The organism is Amycolatopsis sp. TNS106, assembly GCF_019330265.1.
Lineage (GTDB): Bacteria > Actinomycetota > Actinomycetes > Mycobacteriales > Pseudonocardiaceae > Amycolatopsis > Amycolatopsis lurida.
Genome location: NZ_CP024972.1, coordinates 49,025 through 67,975, shown reverse-complemented (window position 1 = coordinate 67,975; position 18,951 = coordinate 49,025). Strand labels below are relative to the sequence as shown.

Annotated in this window: 23 protein-coding genes; 10 read left to right on the top strand and 13 right to left on the bottom strand. The window is 69.8% G+C overall.

Annotated elements, in window-relative coordinates:
• Positions 1-24 precede the first annotated feature (24 nt).
• Positions 25-693: an NIPSNAP family protein gene (locus CVV72_RS00340; RefSeq protein ID WP_219150313.1), complete on the top strand. Its 669-nt coding sequence runs from the start codon at positions 25-27 to the stop codon at positions 691-693.
• On the opposite strand, the gene CVV72_RS00335 is transcribed toward CVV72_RS00340, so the two are convergent.
• The 3 genes from CVV72_RS00335 to CVV72_RS00325 are packed head-to-tail and all read right to left on the bottom strand — an operon-like array spanning position 679 to position 2,705.
• Complete coding sequence (locus tag CVV72_RS00335) at positions 679-1,107, bottom strand: NUDIX hydrolase (protein ID WP_219150311.1); 429 nt, start codon at positions 1,105-1,107, stop codon at positions 679-681. The genes CVV72_RS00340 and CVV72_RS00335 overlap by 15 nt on opposite strands.
• Before the next feature lie 10 nt (positions 1,108-1,117).
• Positions 1,118-2,008, bottom strand: coding sequence for a transketolase family protein (locus CVV72_RS00330; protein ID WP_219150308.1), 891 nt, complete (start codon positions 2,006-2,008; stop codon positions 1,118-1,120).
• 4 nt (positions 2,009-2,012) lie between these two features.
• Positions 2,013-2,705, bottom strand: coding sequence for a transketolase (locus CVV72_RS00325; RefSeq protein WP_219150306.1), 693 nt, complete (start codon positions 2,703-2,705; stop codon positions 2,013-2,015).
• Positions 2,706-2,757: 52 nt separating this feature from the next.
• Between CVV72_RS00325 and soxR the strand changes: the two genes are divergently transcribed.
• Both soxR and CVV72_RS00315 read left to right on the top strand, forming a co-directional pair.
• Positions 2,758-3,219: a redox-sensitive transcriptional activator SoxR gene (gene soxR / locus CVV72_RS00320; protein ID WP_219150304.1), complete on the top strand. Its 462-nt coding sequence runs from the start codon at positions 2,758-2,760 to the stop codon at positions 3,217-3,219.
• Between the two features lie 46 nt (positions 3,220-3,265).
• Positions 3,266-3,814 (top strand): RNA 2'-phosphotransferase, encoded by a 549-nt coding sequence (locus tag CVV72_RS00315; RefSeq protein WP_219150302.1) that lies wholly within the window; start codon positions 3,266-3,268, stop codon positions 3,812-3,814.
• Here CVV72_RS00315 and CVV72_RS00310 read toward each other — a convergent pair.
• Complete coding sequence (locus CVV72_RS00310; RefSeq protein WP_219150300.1) at positions 3,771-4,679, bottom strand: hypothetical protein; 909 nt, start codon at positions 4,677-4,679, stop codon at positions 3,771-3,773. The genes CVV72_RS00315 and CVV72_RS00310 overlap by 44 nt on opposite strands.
• 46 nt (positions 4,680-4,725) lie before the next feature.
• On the bottom strand, positions 4,726-5,295 hold the full coding sequence (locus CVV72_RS00305) for a TetR/AcrR family transcriptional regulator (RefSeq protein ID WP_219150296.1): 570 nt from the start codon (positions 5,293-5,295) through the stop codon (positions 4,726-4,728).
• Positions 5,296-5,455: 160 nt separating this feature from the next.
• On the opposite strand from CVV72_RS00305, the gene CVV72_RS00300 reads away from it, so the two are divergent.
• Positions 5,456-7,636, top strand: coding sequence for an MMPL family transporter (locus CVV72_RS00300; RefSeq protein WP_219150293.1), 2,181 nt, complete (start codon positions 5,456-5,458; stop codon positions 7,634-7,636).
• 195 nt (positions 7,637-7,831) lie between these two features.
• Here CVV72_RS00300 and CVV72_RS00295 read toward each other — a convergent pair whose 3' ends face one another.
• On the bottom strand, positions 7,832-7,987 hold the full coding sequence (locus tag CVV72_RS00295) for a hypothetical protein (protein ID WP_167373564.1): 156 nt from the start codon (positions 7,985-7,987) through the stop codon (positions 7,832-7,834).
• Positions 7,988-8,075: 88 nt separating this feature from the next.
• On the opposite strand from CVV72_RS00295, the gene CVV72_RS00290 reads away from it, so the two are divergent.
• Genes CVV72_RS00290 through CVV72_RS00280 form a run of 3 tightly spaced genes read left to right on the top strand, consistent with a single transcriptional unit; the run spans position 8,076 to position 9,486 of the window.
• Positions 8,076-8,414: a helix-turn-helix transcriptional regulator gene (locus tag CVV72_RS00290; protein ID WP_219150288.1), complete on the top strand. Its 339-nt coding sequence runs from the start codon at positions 8,076-8,078 to the stop codon at positions 8,412-8,414.
• 2 nt (positions 8,415-8,416) lie between these two features.
• Positions 8,417-8,890 (top strand): SRPBCC domain-containing protein, encoded by a 474-nt coding sequence (locus CVV72_RS00285; protein WP_255632425.1) that lies wholly within the window; start codon positions 8,417-8,419, stop codon positions 8,888-8,890.
• On the top strand, positions 8,887-9,486 hold the full coding sequence (locus CVV72_RS00280; RefSeq protein ID WP_219150280.1) for a dihydrofolate reductase family protein: 600 nt from the start codon (positions 8,887-8,889) through the stop codon (positions 9,484-9,486). The genes CVV72_RS00285 and CVV72_RS00280 overlap by 4 nt, the downstream gene beginning before the upstream one ends.
• A 9-nt stretch (positions 9,487-9,495) precedes the next feature.
• On the opposite strand, the gene hisB is transcribed toward CVV72_RS00280, so the two are convergent.
• From hisB to hisD, 3 genes are read right to left on the bottom strand one after another with little or no spacing between them, the layout of a single operon-like run.
• Positions 9,496-10,095 carry an imidazoleglycerol-phosphate dehydratase HisB gene (hisB, locus tag CVV72_RS00275; RefSeq protein ID WP_005155296.1) on the bottom strand — a complete coding sequence of 200 codons (600 nt, stop codon included), beginning with the start codon at positions 10,093-10,095 and terminating at the stop codon, positions 9,496-9,498.
• Positions 10,092-11,192, bottom strand: a complete 1,101-nt coding sequence (locus CVV72_RS00270; protein ID WP_219150278.1) for a histidinol-phosphate transaminase — start codon at positions 11,190-11,192, stop codon at positions 10,092-10,094. The genes hisB and CVV72_RS00270 overlap by 4 nt, the downstream gene beginning before the upstream one ends.
• A complete protein-coding gene (gene hisD, locus CVV72_RS00265; RefSeq protein WP_219150276.1) occupies positions 11,189-12,514 on the bottom strand; it encodes a histidinol dehydrogenase in 1,326 nt (441 codons plus the stop codon). The genes CVV72_RS00270 and hisD overlap by 4 nt, the downstream gene beginning before the upstream one ends.
• 84 nt (positions 12,515-12,598) lie before the next feature.
• On the opposite strand from hisD, the gene CVV72_RS00260 reads away from it, so the two are divergent.
• Entirely contained in the window at positions 12,599-13,393 is a 795-nt protein-coding gene (locus CVV72_RS00260; protein ID WP_219153736.1) for a carbon-nitrogen hydrolase family protein, read from the top strand.
• Here CVV72_RS00260 and CVV72_RS00255 read toward each other — a convergent pair.
• Positions 13,341-13,829, bottom strand: coding sequence for an Lrp/AsnC family transcriptional regulator (locus tag CVV72_RS00255; protein ID WP_219150274.1), 489 nt, complete (start codon positions 13,827-13,829; stop codon positions 13,341-13,343). The two genes, CVV72_RS00260 and CVV72_RS00255, sit on opposite strands and share 53 nt — an antisense overlap.
• Before the next feature lie 68 nt (positions 13,830-13,897).
• Between CVV72_RS00255 and CVV72_RS00250 the strand changes: the two genes are divergently transcribed.
• The gene (locus CVV72_RS00250; RefSeq protein WP_219150272.1) at positions 13,898-14,794 is read left to right on the top strand and encodes an SMP-30/gluconolactonase/LRE family protein; all 897 of its coding nucleotides are present in this window, start codon (positions 13,898-13,900) and stop codon (positions 14,792-14,794) included.
• On the opposite strand, the gene CVV72_RS00245 is transcribed toward CVV72_RS00250, so the two are convergent.
• From CVV72_RS00245 to eccB, 3 genes are read right to left on the bottom strand one after another with little or no spacing between them, the layout of a single operon-like run.
• On the bottom strand, positions 14,791-15,447 hold the full coding sequence (locus CVV72_RS00245; RefSeq protein ID WP_034319368.1) for a response regulator transcription factor: 657 nt from the start codon (positions 15,445-15,447) through the stop codon (positions 14,791-14,793). The genes CVV72_RS00250 and CVV72_RS00245 overlap by 4 nt on opposite strands.
• Entirely contained in the window at positions 15,444-16,181 is a 738-nt protein-coding gene (locus CVV72_RS00240; protein WP_255632424.1) for a response regulator transcription factor, read from the bottom strand. Before CVV72_RS00240 ends, CVV72_RS00245 begins: the two co-directional genes overlap by 4 nt.
• Positions 16,181-17,608 (bottom strand): type VII secretion protein EccB, encoded by a 1,428-nt coding sequence (gene eccB, locus CVV72_RS00235; protein WP_219150269.1) that lies wholly within the window; start codon positions 17,606-17,608, stop codon positions 16,181-16,183. Before eccB ends, CVV72_RS00240 begins: the two co-directional genes overlap by 1 nt.
• A gap of 148 nt (positions 17,609-17,756) precedes the next feature.
• On the opposite strand from eccB, the gene CVV72_RS00230 reads away from it, so the two are divergent.
• Complete coding sequence (locus CVV72_RS00230; protein WP_219150267.1) at positions 17,757-18,830, top strand: type VII secretion protein EccE; 1,074 nt, start codon at positions 17,757-17,759, stop codon at positions 18,828-18,830.
• The last annotated feature ends 121 nt before the right edge of the window (positions 18,831-18,951 follow it).

The window sequence follows — 18,951 nt, the reverse complement described above, 5'->3', positions numbered from 1 at the left end:
GGTGCGGGCCTCTAGGGTCCGCGCATGACCGATTCCCCGGAGTTCCAGTCCGTCGTCGAGCTGCGCCGGTACACGCTGCACCCCGGCCGCCGGGACGAGCTGATCGAACTCTTCGAGCGCGAGTTCGTGGAGAGCCAGGAAGCCTGCGGCATGCGCTTGTTCGGCCTCTTCCGCGAGCCTGCGGAGCCGGACAAGTTCGTGTGGCTGCGCGGTTTCCGGGACATGGAGGCCAGGCGGGCCGCGCTCGAAGCGTTCTACCACGGGCCCGTGTGGCGAGAGCACGGCCCGGCGGCGAACGAGACGATGATCGACGCCTCGGACGTCCTGCTGCTGCGCCCGTCCGGGCCGGGGTTCCCCGCTCCGGGCGGCGCCGGGGATTCCCGGGTGCTGGTGACGGTGTGCCATCCGGCCGTCCCGGTCAAGGAGTTCTCCGCGTACTTCGCGGACCACGTGGCACCCGCCCTGCGGGAAGCCGGCGTGGACACGTTCGGCCATTTCGAAACGGAACCCGCGGAGAACACCTTCCCCCGTCTTCCCGTGCGGGAGGGCGAGTCGGTGTTCGTCTGGTTCACGAAGTTCACGGAAGAACACCGCGAGCTCCTGGGCCGGACCGGCGCCGAACTGGCGGGCAAACTCGAACGCCCTTGGCAACAAAGGGAACTGGCCCCGACCGCGCGGTCAGTCCTGCGCTGAAAGGAGGTCCGCGAGTCCGGCCGGGTACAGGATCGCCTTGCCGCTCGCCACGTCGGCCATCGGCAGCCAGTGCACGCGCGCGCCGTCGTCGAGCACCACGCCGACCTCGTCGCGCTCGTAGAACGCCTTGTCGGTCAGGTCGGCGGTGAACAGGAACACGATCTCGTGCCCTGGCCTGCCTTCGTAGGTGAACACGTTCTCCAGCACGGCGATCTGCTCGACCGAGGTCAGCTCCGCCGCGAGTTCCTCCCGGAATTCGCGGTGCAGCGCCTCGGCGGCGGTCTCCCCGAACTCGATCCCGCCGCCGAGCGGGCGATGGTAGGTCTCGCCTTTGGCGTGGTCGCGGCCTTCGAACACGAGAAGGTCTTCGCCGCGGCGGACGACCCCGAGCGCGAGCGGGCGGATCTTCGTCATCCCGGTGACGCTAGCGGAGGAATTCCTTGACGGACAAGGTGATCGAGCCGGCGTCGAGGCCGTGCGCGAGGTCGTGATCGGCCATTTCGCCGTAGATGCGCACCTCCGCGTCGCGCCGGACGCCGAGGGAGAGCAGCCGGTGCGGCGTTTCGGACAAGGCGTCGGTCACCGCGTGCGCCGACGTTCCCGCCAGGTAGGGCTCGATCAGCACGACGTCGGTGGCCCCCGCGGTCTCGACGGCGGCGCGCAGCCCGGCGGCGTCGAAGGGCCGGATGGTCGAGGTGTAGAGCACGGTCACGTCGAGATCGGCGGTCGCCTCCAGCGTCCGGTCGAGCGTCGGCCCGACGGCCACCACCACCCCTCGCCCGCCTTCGCGCAGCGTTTGCAGGCCCGCGCCCAGATACGCTTTCGCGTTTTCCTGCGCGGATAGCCGGAGATAGACGCGTCCGTCGCCCGGGATGGACTCGAGCAGCAGCCGCCGGGCCTCCTCGGGATGCCCCGGCACGTGCACGGTCCAGCCCGGCAGCGTGTCGATGAGGGCGACGTCCCCTGGCGCCTGGTGTGTCCGCCCGGCGGTCGGCATGTCGTAGGACGCGCCCGAGGACACCAGCACCGCCCCGACGTCCTGATGTCCGAGGTCGAGTTTGACCTGCTCGAAAGCCCGCTCCACGAGGAACGACGAGAAGGTGTGGACGATCGGCCGCATCCCGGCCAGCGCGAGGCCGCCCGCGGTGCTCATCATCAGTTGTTCGCGGATGCCGACGTTGAGCACCCGGTCGGGATGTTTCCTCGCGGCGAAGGCGAGTTGTGCCGCTGAGATGTCGGCGAGCACGACGGCGACGTGCGGGTCGGTGTCGAGCGCCTCGGCGGCGGCTTCGAGGAACGTTTCACGCATGTTCACGGGTTCAGGCCTTTCGCTCGACGGTCGCGACCACGGCGAGCGGCCGGTCCGGATGGGGTGCGGTGAAGGCTTCGTGGAGCGCGTCGTGATCGCGGCCGTCGACGGTGCGGGTCGTCCAGCCTTCGACCTCGAACCGGCGGGCTATCCCGCCGGGCCAGCCGTGCGTGGCCGAGGAGTTGTCCACGACGACGGCGGTCAGCTGCGGCATGCCGATCCGGCCCGCGACCGCGATGGCCTCCTGGTTGGAGCCCTCGTCGAGCTCCGCGTCGCCGATGAGGGTGACGACCTTGGCGTCACGGAATCCCTTGGCGCGCAGGCCGAACACGGTACCGATGGCCAGCGGGAGCCCGTGGCCCAGCGAACCGCTGGAGATCTCGGCGACGGGAAGCCGCGCCCGGTCGGGATGGTGACCGAGCCGGGACTCGGCCGAAGTCCAGCCGGCGAGTTCTTCCTCCTGGATGAAGCCCTTCTTCGCCAGCACCGCGTAGTAGGCCATCGGGCCGTGGCCCTTCGACAGCAGGAAGCGGTCGCGGCCCGGATCACGGACGTTCTCCGGGGTGATGTCGAGCACACGGTCGTAGAGCACCCACAGGACGTCCACAGTGGACTCCGCGGCCGCCTGATGCTTCTCGTCCCCGGTCATCAACGAGATCAGCCTCGGCAGATCCTCGTAGCCGGTCTTGGTGTCAGTGGTCATGAACCGAGGTTGCAACCTCGACTTAAGTCGAAGTCAAGGCTAATCTGGCGACGTGACGAGACTGGCTGAACACCTGAGCATCGGGCAGGTCGCCGACCGCAGCGGCGTGCCCCATACGGCTTTGCGTTTCTACGAGGACAAGGGACTGATCAGCTCCGAGCGCTCGGCGGGCAATCAGCGCCGGTACTCGCGTTCGGTGCTGCGCCGGATCGCCTTCATCCGTGCCGCGCAACGGGTCGGGCTCAGCCTGGACGACATCAGCTCGGCACTGGAGACCCTGCCCAAGGACCACGCACCCACCAAGGCCGACTGGGCCCGCCTTTCGCGGGGCTGGCAGGACGAACTCGACGCGCGGATCGACGCGTTGCAGCGCCTGCGCGACAGGCTGACCGGATGCGTCGGCTGTGGTTGCCTCTCCCTGCGCAGCTGCGGGCTCTACAACGCCGACGACCAGATGTCCCGATTCGGCCCCGGTGCGGGGAAACTGCGCCCGGCCGCCGAGGGCGGTATCTGAATTCCGTTGCCACGCGGGTGCCGGATATGCGTCACTATGACTCGAAATGGACAAGAAGAACCTCATCCGAGTCTCGAAACGGCTCTCCCGGCATCTGCGGCACGCACCCGGCGACATCGGGATCACCCTCACCCCTGACGGCTGGGTCGACGTCGACACACTCTTGGCGGCCTTGCGGCGCAACGGTTTGCCGCTCACCCGCGCCGAACTCGACGAAGTGGTCGACGGCAACGACAAACGACGCTTCGCCTTCGACGAGGCCGGGCTGCGGATCCGCGCCAGCCAGGGCCACAGTGTCGACGTCGACCTCGCACTGCCCGCCGCGATCCCACCGGACGTGCTCTACCACGGCACGGTCTCCCGATTCCTCGACGCGATCCTGCACGAGGGCCTCAAGCCGATGAAACGGCATGCCGTGCATCTCTCGGCGACCGTGGACACCGCGCGGGCCGTCGGGGCGCGGCGCGGCGTCCCGGTGCTGCTCACCGTGGACGCCCGGGCGATGTCCGCCGCCGGGCACGAGTTCCAGGTGAGCGCGAACGGCGTCTGGCTCACCGCCGCCGTCCCGCCGCGATTCCTGCGCAGGCTCCCCTAGGCGCGTTCTTCCGGAGAAGCGACACCGTGTTCACGGTGAACATGCCGTTCCACTCCAGCGCGGCGGCGGGCGAATAGCTCGTGTAGTCGACGCGCCAGCCGCCGTCGTCGTGCTGGCCGCCCGTCACCCGGCGCAGATCCGCTTCGACGACCTCCGGACGGAAGAGCTTCCGTGCCGGGCCACCGGGTTCCGGTGCGAAATCGAGCGGGCGCATGGCCTCGCCCTCGATCCCGCCGCCGACGGCGACCACGCCGTCGTCCGGAACGAACCGGCCGAGTTTCTCGACCAGGCGCGTGTCGCCGAGTGCGTCCACCAGCTTCATCGCGAAAGCGAGCACGAGCGCGTGCGGCGCCTCGTCGAGCTTTTCTATCTCATCGAGGCAGTAGCTCGTGGCCTTCGCGAGCCAGGGATGCGCGGCGACCGCGGGATCGTGCGCCGCGACGCGCTGCGCGGTCACCGCGACGATCGCGGTGATCTGCAACGAGGAGACCGCCGGATCCGCGCTAGCCCAGAACGGCGCGCTGCCCTCCGGATCCGGCAGCGGCAGCGCGAACGGGATCCCGCCGTCGGGCAGGGAGATCGAGGCGAGCCAATCGCAGAGTTCCGCCGCACGCGGACTTGTCGACTTGCCGACGTCGGCGAAGACCTCGAACGCGTGCAGCGCGCCGGCGGGCTGGCTGGTCACCGAGCGGCAGTCGGGTTCGAGGCCGTGGCCGTAGCCACCGTCGGGATTGCGGTACGCCTCGAGCGCGGCGAGCGCCGCGGCCGGGTCACCGTCGCGGAAGAGGACGTCGAAACGCCGCCTGTCGAGCAGCCGGGCCTGGGTGGCCATGAACCTGGCCGCCGCGTTCAGATCGATGTTCATGCCGACAGGGTCGCGCGGATCGCGGCGCCTGTCTTGAACACATCGGTCACGAACGGCGGCGCGGGCGGTTGTAGAGCTTGCGGCCGACGCTGAGGAGCGTTTCGCGCAGCGTCTCGTCGTCGAGCGAAACGACCTCGGGCGAACCACCGGCGAGGGCGATACCGGCCAGGAGCACCTGCGCGGTGACCATCCCCAGCGCGTCCGGCTCCGGGCCGGCGAGGATCTCCAGCAGCCGGTTCTTGAAGCTTTCCGAGCGGTGGACGGATTTTTCGATCGCCCGGGCGATGCCGGGGTCGCTGGAGAACAGGGCGACCAGCGCGCGGTGCCGCACCACGAGATCGACGAAACCGTCGAGCAGGTGGTCGATCTGCGCGCCCCGGGTGCGCTGGGCGCGGGCGTCGTCGACGATGCCTTCGAGCTCCCGCAGCACGGGTTCGGCGACGGATTCGGTGATCTCCGCCTTCGTCTTGAAGTGGTAGTAGACGGCGGCCTTGGTGACGCCGAGGGCGTCCGCGATCATCTGCAGCGAGGTGCCTTCCACGCCGTGTTCGGTGAACAGCCGCAACGCCGTGCCCAGTAGTCGCGTGCGGGTGTCCTCCACGTGGACGACGTCCATGTTCCCTCCTCGTTCAGCCGTCGGAGATTACGTCAAGCGTGGCCGCCTGGCCAAACGAGTACTAGCCGTGCGGCTAGTCACACACTTGCCGATCGGCTTGTAGACCACTAGCCGATCGGCTAGCTTGAAATGAACCTGAACGAGTGAACGGGAGACTTTCGTGGCCAGCTTCCTGTACCGCCTGGGCCGGTTCTCGTTCCGGCGCCGGGCACTGGTGACGGCGGTGTGGGCCGCCGTCCTGGTGGCCCTCGGCGCGGGCGCGCTGACCCTGTCCGGCCAGCTTTCGAACTCGGTGACCATCCCCGGCACCGAATCGCAGAAGGCGATCGACCAGCTCGCCGACCGGTTCCCGGAAGCCGCCGCCGGCGGCGCGACGGCGCGCGTCGTCATCTCGACGCCCGGTGACATCACCGACGCCGGTGGGCAGGCGGCGATCGCGGGCCTCGTCAAGGGACTCACGGACGCGCCGAAGGTCGCCGGCGTGACCGACCCGCTGCGGATGCAGGCGATCTCGCCCGACAAGCACGTGGCGCTGGCGCAGGTCAGCTACCGCGTCCCGGGCTTCGAGCTCACCGACGCCGACCGCGACGGCCTGATGGCCGCCGCGGATTCCGCCAAGGCCGCCGGGTACACCGTGGAATTCGGCGGTGATGCCGTCCAGGCGATGCCCGCCACGAACGCCACCGAAGGCCTCGGTGTCGCGGTGGCCGCCGTCGTCCTGATCATCACCTTCGGTTCGCTGCTCGCGGCCGGGATCCCGCTGCTGACCGCGCTCATCGGCGTCGGCATCGGCATGGCGGGGATCACGACGGCGTCCGGCTTCCTCGAACTGAACACGAACACGCCGGTGCTCGCGCTGATGATCGGCCTCGCCGTCGGCATCGACTACGCGCTCTTCATCGTTTCCCGCTACCGGCACGAACTCACGATCGGCCGGGATCCGGAGGAAGCCGCCGGACGCGCCACCGGCACCGCGGGCTCCGCTGTCGTGTTCGCCGGGCTGACCGTGATCATCGCGCTGGCGGGCCTGACCGTCGTCGGCATCCCGTTCCTCGGGGAGATGGGCATCGCCGCGGCGATCACCGTCGCCATCGCGGTCGTCATCGCGCTCACCCTGCTGCCTGCGGTGCTCGGGTTCGCGGGCGCCAAACTGGCGGGCGGCAAGATCCGCTTGCGCCGCAAGGAAAGCGCTACGACGCACGGCGAGCGCTGGGCGCGTTTCGTGGCCCGCCGCCGGATCCCGGTGCTGATCGCCGCGATCGCCGGTCTCGCGATCGTCGCCATCCCGGCCGCGAGCATGCAGCTCGGCCTGCCGAACGACAGCACCGCCGCGCCGGACACCACCCAGCGCAAGGCCTACGACACCGTCGCCCGCAGCTTCGGCGAGGGCGCGAACGGCCCGCTGGTGATCGTCGTCGACCTGAGCGGCAGCACCGACCGGCAGGCCGCGCTCCAGCAGGCGGCCGCGAGTATCGGCGGTCTCCCCGAGCGCCCGATCGTCACGCCGCCGAAGACCAACCGGGACGGTGACCTGGCGCTGCTGACCGTCATCCCGAAGAGCGGTCCGAGCAGCACCGCGACCGAAGACCTGGTCAGCGACATCCGCGGCCTGAACGCGGGGCTGGGCACGGCCACCGGCGCGTCGCTGGCGGTGACCGGCCAGACCGCGGCCAACATCGACGTCTCGGAGAAACTCGCCGACGCGATGCTGCCCTACCTCGCGCTGATCGTCGGGCTCGCGTTCCTGCTGCTGATGCTGGTGTTCCGGTCGATCGTGGTCCCGCTGAAGGCGACGCTGGGCTTCCTCGGCTCCGTGGTCGCGACGTTCGGCGCCGTGGTGGCGGTGTTCCAGTGGGGCTGGCTCACCGACCTGCTCGGAGTGAAGACGACCGGACCGATCATGAGCATGCTGCCGATCCTGTTGATCGGGGTGCTGTTCGGGCTCGCGATGGACTACCAGGTGTTCCTGGTGACGCGGATGCGGGAGGAATACGTCCACGGCGCCGACCCGCAGCAGGCGATGGTCACCGGTTTCCGGCATGGCTCCCGCGTCGTGGTCGCCGCCGCCCTGATCATGATCAGCGTGTTCGCCGGATTCGTCCTCGCGGAATCGTCGCTGATCCAGTCGATCGGGTTCGCGCTGGCCTTCGGGGTGCTGGTGGACGCCTTCGTGATCCGGATGACCATCGTGCCGGCGCTGATGTCCCTGCTCGGACGCGGTGCCTGGTGGCTGCCGAAGTGGCTGGACCGGGTGCTGCCCGATGTGGACGTCGAAGGCGAGAAGCTCGCGAAGCAGCTGGACGCGCCTGACGAGCGGGAGCTGGTCGACGCCTCGAAGTAGGTTCTGGAGGCGAAGGCGGCCTGGGCCCGGTGCGCCCATGTCGCGAAAGCCACTTTCGAGACATCAGACGTCGCGAAAGTGGCTTTCGCGACGCGACGCTTGGACCCCCTCGATAAGTACGTGAAGGCCCCCTTCATTGCGTCTAGCGCAGTGAAGGGGGCCTTCACGTACTCCGGTCAGAGAAGCGTGCGGCGGTCAGGCCAGCCAGGCGATGGCGCCGCCGATCGCCAGCACCGCGCCGATCCCCAGCACGACGGCCATGAACTTGACGCTCTTCCAGGTCGCGTAGACGCCGCCGATCAGGAAGCCGCCGAGCGCGAACAGCAGCACAGCGATGGTCGTGTTACTCACGACCGCCACCCTGCCACACCTCCGCCACCACGACCGCGCCGGGCCCGCACCTTGCCCCCGGGACCGGACGCGGCTAACGTACAACCACATGGTTGTACTTCGAGCGGAGAGCGAGGAGTCGCTCAACCGGCTCTTCCGCGCCTTGGCCGACGGCACGCGCCGCGACATCCTGGCGCGGGCGATCCCGGAAGCGCCGTCGGTCTCCGATCTCGCCGCGCGTTACGAGATGAGCTTCGCCGCCGTGCAGAAACACGTCGCCGTGCTCCAGCGCGCGGGCCTGGTCCGGAAGCGTGCCAACGGCCGCGAACAACTGGTCTCGACCGACCGTGAGCGGCTCCAGCGCGCCACCGAGCTTCTCGACTCCTACGAAGTCCTTTGGCGCCAACGTGTGGCGCAGCTCGACGATGTCCTGCGGGAAGGGGAATGACGATGCCGATCACCTCGGTCACCAAGGAGCCCGAAAAGCTCAGCCTCACCGTCGTGGCGGACTTTCCCGTTCCGCAGAAGCGTCTCTGGGAGGCCTGGGAAGATCCAAGGCAACTGGAGCGCTTCTGGGGACCACCGTTCGCGCCCTCCACCTTCACCCATCACGATTTCCGGGCCGGGGGCCGCGCCGAGTACTACCTGTCCGGGCCGAACGGCGAGAAATGGGCCAATTCCTGGAAGTTCACCTCGGTGAACCCCATCGACTCGTTCGAGGCGGAAGACGGCGAGGACAACGCCGACGACGAGAACATGCCCACCTCGATGACCTTCACCTTCGAGACGACACCCACGGGCTCACGGATGATCCATGTGACGCGGTTTTCCAGCGTCCAAGCCATGGAGAAGACGATCCCGGGGATGGAAGAGGGCTTCCGCGCCGCGATGCCCCAGCTCGACGCACTGCTGGAGACGAAATGAGAAGGCTCAAGATCATCGAGCACATCTCCCTCGACGGCGTGATCCAGCATTCCGCCGACGAGAACGGCTTCCCGTACAGCGGCTGGAACGTGCCCTACCGGACGCCCGAAGGCCGGGAGGCCGTCATGGCCGCGCATCCCGAAAGCTTCGACCTGCTGCTCGGCCGTCGCACGTACGATCTCTGGTCGGAATACTGGCCGGGCGCGCCGAGCGACCCGCTCGCGGACCGGCTCAAGGCGGCGACGAAGTTCGTCGTCACCCATCGGCCGGAAAGCCTGAAGTGGGGCCCGTTCGAGAGTGTCGGCCCGGACCTCGTCGAAGGCGTTCGCCACCTCAAGGCGCAGGAGGGCCCGGATCTCATCCTCTCGGGCAGCTCCACGCTGACCTCGGCACTGCTCGAAAACGGGCTCGTGGACGATGTCGTGCTGGCCGTCTACCCGCTCCTTTTGGGCACGGGCAAGCGTTTCTTCGCGGACGGAACCCCGGCATGCTTCTTGGAGTTCACCGGCACCACCGCGACCCCGTCCGGCGTTCTCCTCAACACCTACAACGCGATTCGTCACCTGGATGCGATATCCACGCATCCAGGTGACTGATCGCGGGAGTCAGAGGACGCCCTTCGTGGACGGGATGCCGCCCGCCCGCGGGTCCGGCTCGGTGGCGGCGCGCAGTGCCCGCGCGACGGCCTTGTACTCGGCCTCCGCGATGTGGTGCGGGTCGCGGCCGTGCAGCACCCGCACGTGCAGCGCGATCTGCGCGTGGAACGACAGCGAGTCGAACACGTGCCGCGTCAGCACGAACGGGTAGTTCCCGCCGATGGTGAAGCTGTTGAACTGCTCCGGCTCGCCCAGGTGCACGCAGTACGGCCGCCCGGAGACGTCGATCGCGGCGTGCGCGAGGGTTTCGTCCATCGGGATCCACGCGTCGCCGAAGCGGCGGATGCCGCTCTTGTCGCCGAGCGCCTGCCGCAGCGCCTGGCCGAGCACGATCGCGGTGTCCTCGACGGTGTGGTGCGCGTCGATGTGCACGTCACCGGTCGCCTGCACCTTGAGATCGAGCGAGCCGTGCACGCCGAACGCGGTGAGCATGTGGTCGTAGAACGGGACACCGGTGTCGATCTCCACCTGTCCCGTGCCGTCAAGGTCGAGCTGGACCGAAATGGACGATTCCCTGGTGGTGCGATCCACCTTGCCGACGCGACTCATCGCGGCACCTCCTTGCTGGCCTCGAGAAAGGCGTCGTTCTCTTCCGGCGTCCCGATGGTCACCCGCAGGTGCCCTTCGATGCCGACGTCCCTGATCAGCACGCCATTGTCCAAATAGGATTTCCAGGTCGCGGGCGCGTCCGCGAACCGTCCGAAGAGGACGAAGTTCGCGTCGCTCGGGACCGGTGTGAATCCCAGGCCCAGCAACGCTTCCACCACCCGGTCGCGTTCGGCCGCGAGTTTGGCGACCGACGCGAGGGTGGCGTCCGCGTGCCGCAGCGCGGCGCGCGCGGCGGCCTGCGTGAGCTTCGAGAGGTGATACGGCAGCCGTACCAGCTGCAGCGCGTCGACGATCGCGGGCGCGGCCGCGAGATACCCGAGCCGTCCGCCCGCGAAGGCGAACGCCTTGCTCATCGTGCGCGACACGATCAGCTTCGCCGGGTACTCCTCGATCAGCTCGACGGCGCTCGGCTGCGACGAGAACTCCGCGTACGCCTCGTCGACCACCACGATGCCCGGTGCCGCTTCGAGCAGTCCTCGCAGCTCGCCGAACGGGATCGACCCGCCGGTCGGGTTGTTCGGGCTGGTCACGAACACGATGTCCGGACGGCGTTCGCGCACCAGCGCGGCCGCCTTCCCGGTGTCGAGCGTGAAATCGTCGCGGCGCGGCACCGGCAGCCAGTCGGTGCGGGTGCCCGCCGAGATGATCGGGTGCATCGAGTACGACGGCTCGAAGCCCAGTGCCGACCGGCCAGGACCGCCGAAGGCCTGCAAAATCTGCTGCAGGATCTCGTTGGACCCGTTGGCGGCCCACACGTTCGACTCCGACACGAGCACGCCGGTGGACACCGCGAGGTAGTCCGCGAGGTCCTGGCGCAGCGCGACGGCGTCACGATCCGGGTAGCGGTGCAGCGAAGCGGCTTCGGCGCGGACGGCCTCGGCGACGTCGGCGACCAGCGCGTCCGGCGGCGGGTACGGGTTTTCGTTGGTGTTGAGCCGGATCGGCACGTCGAGCTGCGGAGCGCCGTACGGGGTCTTGCCCCGCAGGTCCTCCCGCAGCGGGAGCGAACCGAGCGTGACCTCCTCGCCGATGGTCATGCGCGCCCCCCTTCGAACCGCGCCGTGATGGCCTCGCCGTGCGCGGGCAGGTCTTCGGCGTTCGCCAGCGCGACGACGCGGCCGGCGATCTCGCGCAGCGCGTCCTTGCTGTAGTCCACGACGTGCACGCCCTTGAGGAAGCTCTGCACCGAAAGCCCGGACGAGTGCCGCGCGAAACCACCGGTGGGCAGCACGTGGTTCGACCCGGCGCAGTAGTCGCCGAGCGAGACCGGCGCGTACGCCCCGACGAAGATCGCGCCGGCGTTGCGAACGCGGGCCGCCACCGACGGCGCGTCCGCGGTCTGGATCTCCAGGTGTTCCGCGGCGTACGCGTCCACGACGCGGATCCCGTCGTCCACGCCTGCCACGAGAATGATGCCGGACTGCTTGCCGCCCAACGCCTCCGTCACGCGCTCGGCGTGCTTGGTCGCGGCGACGCGGCCGGTCAGCTCCTTGTCGACGGCGTCCGCGAGCTCCTCGGACGTGGTGACCAGCACGCTCGCGGCGAGCGGGTCGTGCTCGGCCTGGCTGATCAGGTCGGCGGCGACGTGCACCGGGTCGGCGGTCTCGTCGGCGAGGATGGCGATCTCGGTCGGGCCCGCCTCGGAGTCGATGCCGATGATGCCGCGCAGCAGCCGCTTGGCCGCGGTGAGGTAGATGTTGCCGGGCCCGGTGACGACGTCGACCGGCTCCAGCGTCGCGCCGTCGGTGTCGGTGCCGCCGTACGCGAGCAGCGCGACGGCCTGCGCCCCGCCCACGGCCCAGACCTCGTCGACGCCGAGCAGTTCGGCGGCGGCCAGGATCGTCGGGTGCGGGAGCCCGCCGAACGCGGCCTGCGGCGGCGAGCACACCACGAGCGTGCCGACGCCGGCGATCTGCGCCGGGACGACGTTCATCACCACGGTCGAGGGGTACACCGCGAGCCCGCCCGGCGCGTACAGCCCGACCCGTTCCACCGGGATCCAGCGCTCGGTGACGGTGCCGCCGTCGACGACCTCGGTCGTGACGTCCTGGCGGCGCTGGTCGCCGTGGACCTTGCGGGCGCGGGCGATGGACTCCTCCAGCGCCTCGCGGACGGCCGGATCGAGGTTCGCGAGCGCGTTGGTGAGCTCCGCGGCGGCCACGCGGACGCCGCCGGGGCGGACCTTGTCGAACTTCTCGGTGTACTCGAGAACCGCCTCGACGCCGCGATCGCGGACCGCCTCGACCACCGGCCGTACGTGATGCAGCGCCGCGTCCACGTCGTACTCGGCACGCGGGAGCGTGCGCCTGAGCTCGGCAACGGACGGGACCTGTCCACGCAGGTCGGTACGGTTCAGCATGGGTCAAGGGTACGAGGTGGCCGGATCGCCCCGAGCAGGCACACTGGGGTGGTGACCAGCGATCCCACGATGAGGGAGGCCTCCGTGCCGCGAATCGGGTTGTGCCAGCTCACGGCCGCCGAGGATCCCGAGACGAACCTGAAGCTGATTCGCGAGGGCGTGACGGCCGCGGCGGGGGAAGGCGCCCGGATCGTCGTGTTCCCGGAGGCGGCGATGGCGCGCTTCGGTATCCCACTGGGGCCGGTCGCGCAGCCTTTGGACGGACCGTGGGCGTCCACTGTGGCCGCCCTCGCCGAAGAGCACGGCGTCGTGGTCGTCGCGGGCATGTTCACGCCGTCGCCCGACGGGCGGGTGAGCAACACCCTGCTCGTCACCGGCGCGGGGCAGCACTTCGGCTACGACAAGATCCATCTGTACGACGCCTTCGGGTTCGCGGAGTCCGACACGGTCGCGCCCGGTACCGCGCCGGTCACCTTCGAGGTCGACGGGATCACGTTCGGCGTCGCGACCTGTTACGACATCCGCTTCCCCGAACTGTTCCGGAAGCTGGCCGACGACGGCGCCGACATCGTCCTCGTGCCGACGTCGTGGGGCGCGGGCGAGGGCAAACGCGAGCAGTGGGAGGTGCTGGTGCGCGCCCGCGCGCTCGACTCCGGCTGCTGGGTGCTGGGCTGCGGGCAGGCCGATCCGGCCACGACCTCGACCCCGGTGAACCCCAAGGCGCCCACCGGGATCGGCTACTCCACGGTGTCCGACGGTTTCGGCCGCGTGCACACCCAGCTGGGCGCCGGGCCGGAACTGGTGGTCGTCGACGTGGATCCGGCGGTCAGCGCGAAGGCGCGGGCGGCGACGGGAGTTCTGGCGAACCGTCGCCTCTAGCGTTCACGGAGCGCTCGAAGAAGGATTCGAGGACCACGATCGTCTGAGTCCCGGTGACGCCCTCGATCGCGTACAGCCTGCGCAGTGACGCCTGCAGTTCCTCGGTGGTGGGCGTGCGTACCTTCACCAGCAGCGAGGCCGGGCCCGCGATGATGTGCGCCTCGACGACCTCCGGCAACGCCTCCAGCGCGGCCTTGGTCGGCGCGTCGCCCATCCACGAGCCCGCCTCGACCAGCACGAACGCCATCACGCCCCGCCCGACCGCCGCCGGGTCGACGTCGACGGTCGTGCGCCGGATGACGCCCTGTTCGCGCAGTTTGCGGACCCGCTCGTGCGCGGCGCCCGCGGACAGCCCGACCGCCTTGCCGAGCGCGGCGTACGCCTGAGTCGCGTCCTGCTGCAACGCGGTGAGCAGCATGCGATCTACGTCATCCATGGGTTGACCATATCAAGTTCGGCGGTTCATGATGATCGCAATATCTCATTCAGAGCACTGGGGTTTTCATGGACATGGTCAAGGCGCAGTTCGAAGTCCTCGACGAGCGGTTCGCCCGGGTCAACGGGGACGAGTGGATGCGACGGCTGCACACCGGCTGCCGGTGGACCGAGGGGCCCGCCTACTTCCCGGCAGGCCGGTACCTGGTGTTCAGCGACATCCCGAACGACCGGGTCCTGCGCTGGGACGAGACCACCGGCGCGGTCGGCGTGTTCCGCGAGCCCGCCGGATTCCACAACGGGCACACCGTCGACCGCCAGGGCAGGCTCGTCAGCTGCGAACAGGGCGGCCGCCGCGTGACACGCACCGAACACGACGGCACGACCACCGTCCTCGCGGAGACCTATCAGGGCAAGAGGTTCAACAGCCCCAACGACGTCGTCGAGTCCTCGGACGGCGCCATCTGGTTCACCGACCCGAGCTACGGCATCGACAGCGACTACGAAGGGCACCAGGCGGAAAGCGAGATCGGTGCCTGCCACGTCTACCGGGTCGATCCGGTGGACGGTTCGGTGCGGATCGTCGCGGACGATTTCTCGCGGCCGAACGGGCTCGCGTTCTCGGTGGACGAGTCGCTGCTCTACATCGCGGACACGCGGCAGAAACCCAGCCATATCAGGGTTTTCTCCGTGGACAAGGGACGGCTCTCCGGCGGCGGTATCTTCGCCACCTGTGACGCCGGCGGCTTCGACGGCGTGCGCGTGGACGCCGCGGGCCGGGTCTGGGCCGCGGCGCACGACGGGCTGCACTGCTTCGCGCCCGACGGCACGCGGATCGGGAAGCTGCGGGTGCCGGAGGTCTGTTCGAACCTGACCTTCGGCGGGCCGCGGCGGAACGACCTGTTCATCACGGCGAGCAGTTCGGTCTACACGCTGCGGGTGAACTTCTCGGGGCGGCGCCTCTAGCGCAGCAGGCCTTCGCGGATCGCCACGCGGACGAATCCGGCCCGCCGCCGCTCCCCGGTCTTGTCCCGGATCCGGTCGAGGTAGGACCGCACGGTCCGCACGCTGATGTTCAGGATCTCCGCCACGTCGACGTCCCGTTCGCCCGCCGCGACCAGCCGCAGGACCTGCTTTTCCCGCTCGGACAGGACGATCTTGGGCCCGGCGTGGCGGTCTTCGCTGTCCTGGATGATCATCCCGGCCAGCGTCGGCGACACGTACGCGTTGTCCTCGGCGATGGTGCGGATGGCGCGCAGGAGTTCGTCGCCGTCGACGTCCTTGGACAGGAAGCCCTTCGCTCCGGCCTGCATGGCGCCCAGTACCTCGGGCTGCTCGGCGTGCGCGGACACCACGAGCACCTTGTGCCCCATCTGCCCCACTTCGAGCACGGCCGCGGCGTCCTGGACCCCTCTCAGCTTGAGGTCGAGGACGACGACGCTGCCGGGCGGCTGCTCTTGGACGGCGAACCGCGCGACGGAGTCGGCGACGGCGCCCAACGCGATGTCGGGCGCTTCGGTGAGGACGCGCGCGACGGCGTCCCGATACAGCGGATGATCTTCGATCACCCCGACGTTGATCGGCGTGGTGCGTTTCGGCTGCTGCTCGTCTGCGTTCACCGGCGTCCTTCGAATCCGCCCGCGTCGGCGCGGGGCGCGATCGGCCGAGACGGGCCGGGCACCTCCGGCGGAGACGCGAGCCCGAGCTGGATGGCCTTGCGGACCAGACCGGCCCGCCTTCTCTCTCCGAGTTTGTCACGGATCCGGTCCAGATAACCGCGGACCGTCCGAACTCCGATGCCCAGGATGCGGGCGATGTCGACGTCGCGTTCGCCCGCCGCGACGAGCCGCAGGACCTGTTTCTCCCGTGCGGAGAGCGCGACGTCCGGAGCCGCGGCGGGGCGGTCGGCGTTGTCCTTGATGATCATCCCGGCCACCACCGCCGAAACGTAGGCCCTGCCCCGCGCGACCGTCCTGATCGCGGTCAGCAGCTCGTCGACGTCGACGTCCTTGGACAGGAAACCCTTGGCACCGGCGGCGATCGCGCCGAGCACCTGCTCGGGCTCGGCCTGCGCGGACACCACGAGCACGTGATGCCCGAGTTCGGCGACCTGCAGCACGGCGGCCGCCCCGGCGATCCCCGGCAGGCCGAGGTCGAGCAGCACCACGCTGCCGGGTGGTTGCGGATGGACGTGGAACCGCGCGACCGAATCGACCACGGCGCCCAGCTCGATCCCTTCGGCCTCGGTGAGGACCCGGACCACGGCGTGCCGGTACAGCGGGTGGTCTTCGATCACCGCGACGTCGACCCGGTCGGTCTCCGGCCTGTCTTCGGTCCTTTGCACGTTCCCCATCACCCCGTCCCACCCACCGCCGCGGACACCGCACGGCCTGCCTGCGCCGGATCCAGCGCGGGCCCGCGCGGCACCAGTGCCAGCAATCCATTCGGAACCGGTTGCCGTTCGGCTTGGCCGTATCCGAGGGAAGCGAGGGCCTCAGAGCTCGCCACCGGGTACTTCAGGCCCGTGTCGGTGACGACGTAGACCGTGCCGGAACCGGATTCCGCCACCACCGCGCCTCCCGACGGAGGCACGAAGACGGCGTCGGCGACCAGCGCGTCCGTCCGCGCCGTCACCGGGATCGCCTTCGCACCTTGCGGCAAGGGGACCTGTGCGGAGATAACGATTCGAGAACCCTGCGCGCATAAGGTCACGGACTGTCCGGTAACGGGCGCTTTTCGCGGGATCCGGTCCGGATACTCCGCGGGATCGGCCCCGCCCGTCCTCGCCTTGGCGACCTTCGGCACCGCGGCGACGTCGGCCGCGCGCACCGCGACGGGCGCCGGGACACCGGTGTAGGCGTCCGCGTTCTCCGGGGTGTTGATCAGCAGGCTCGCCTCGGTCTGGCCGATCGGTTCGAGCCCTTCGGCGCGGACGAGGTAGTACGACGTCGCGTCGCCGGGCGACGCCATCGCGTCGACGACGCCGAGCACCGAACCGACCTTCGTCGCGGTGCCACCGACCTTCGGGCCGGGCCGTCCGGCGTCTTCGACCGCGCGGTAGGCCAGATCGCGTCCGGCGGCGACGGTACCGATCCACCGGGAGGACACCGCGATCACCGGATAGGTGTCGAACTGCAGCGCCGTGGCGGCTTCCGGCGTGAGCTTGTAGCGGCGTCCCGCCGTCACGAGGTAGCGCTCGCCGTCGGGGACACGGACCACGACGGCCTGATCCCTCGGCAGGTCGACCCCGGCGGCGGGCGCGCCGAGGAGCACCGTCGTCTCCGGTTCGGCCGACGCGGGCGCGTCCTGGGTCGTCCGCGAGCAGCTTGTCCACGGCGTGTTCACGAGCGCGGCCGCCGCGGGCAGCGAATCGGGGGCGCCGGGAATGCCGATCTGCGAACCCCTCGGCGCCTTCGCGAGCTTGTCCGAAGGGACGGTCACAGTGGCCTCGCCGTTGCCGCCCGCCATCAAGCGCGCGGAGGCGTAGTTGAGCACGGGATGCAGCGCGCCGTCCTGGCCGAGGATGTAGCGAGCGCCGGTACCCTCTTCGACGATCACCTTGCCGCCCGCCAGCCAGTCCTTGCCGCCGGAGGGGTTCAGCAGGCCGATCACGCCGAACACCGCGGTGACCAGCAACGCGACGCCGAGGCCGCACAGGGTCCCGATGACGAGCCTGCGGCTGGGGGCGACCGGATGGTTGGCGTCAGCCGAGACCAGTGCCGAAACCAGTCTCCTGCGGAGGAATTGGTAGGCCTGGATCTGGTCCCGCTGCGTCCACACGCTCCCGTCCCCCGCCGTTCGTGCCCGCCCGTTTCAAGGGTGCTCACGTTAGGTTCCGGCCCGGTTTCACGGTGAGGGTATTTTTTACGCCCCTCCCCCGCGCGGGGCGCGGCTACCGTCGTGCGCGTGCACGGAGGAGGGGAATTCCTTGTCGGTTGAAGCCCCGGCCCGCCCGGTCCCGGAACAGGCGCCCCCACGCGGCATCGCGGGCGCGGCGCCGCTGCCGTGGCTGCTGCCGATCCGTCCGCTGCAGGCGGCGCTCTGGGAGATCGCCGGAATCGCGATCCTGCTGGCCCTCACCGTCGACGGGATCCCGCAGGGCGCGTGGATCAGCATCGTCGCCGTCTCCGGCGTCCTCGTGCTGACGACTTCGGTCCGCTTCGCCGGACGCCACGCCGCGGGCTGGGCGCTCACCTGGGCCAGATATCGGCTGAAGCGCCGCGACAAGAACGAGATCCCCGATCCGCTGCACCGGCTCGCCGGCCCCGTCCGGGTGCGCCAGCACGTCGACCGCGCGGGCAACCGTTTCGGGGTCGCCGAGGTCGGCGACGGGTGGAGCGCCATCGTGCGGCTCACCCCCGGCGCTGTGACACCCGCGCCGGACACGCTCGTCGGCATTCTGCGCGAGGCGTACACGAGCACCGGGATTCCCTTGTCCAGCGCGCAACTGCTGACCTGGACCGTCCCTAATGGACAGTCCTTGCTGCGGGTCCGCTGGCTCACCGTCCGGTACCGGCCCGAGGACGCGCCGATCGCCGCGCTCGCCAGAGGCGGCGGAGAACTCGGCGCCCTGCGTAGCACCGCCTGCGCGGCGCTACGCCTGATGGGCACGCTCGCCGAAGCCGGGTTCGAGAGCACCGTGCTCGAAGCCGGCGAGGTGGCGGAAAACCTGCGTGTCGCGCTCGGCACTGGTCAGGACGCGCCGGTGGACGGCTGGCGTTCCTGGGACTGGGGCGGCGCGTCGCAGGTCTGCTACCGGCCCCGGTCGGAGCGGGATCTCGCGCGGACACTGGATCTTCTCGTCCCCGGCTCGGCGTTCACCGCGACTTCGTACACGCTGTACCGCTCCCCCGGCGGGCGTGAGAAGTCCGAGGTCACCATCCGGGTCGGCGGGCGACCGGGAGCGGAACCGGCGCGGCCGGGCGAGGTCGCGGTGACCCCGCTGCACGGACGGCACGCGGCGGCGGTCCGGCGGACCCTTCCGCTGGCGCTGGAGAACTGAGGGGACGGTCCGTGGAGGACTCCTTTCTTCTCTGAGGGTAGGGAAGGAGTCCTCCACGGACGTAACGCGATTCGTCATCTGGTTGCGGTAGTCGCGCGGGGTGCTACCGCAACCAGATGAC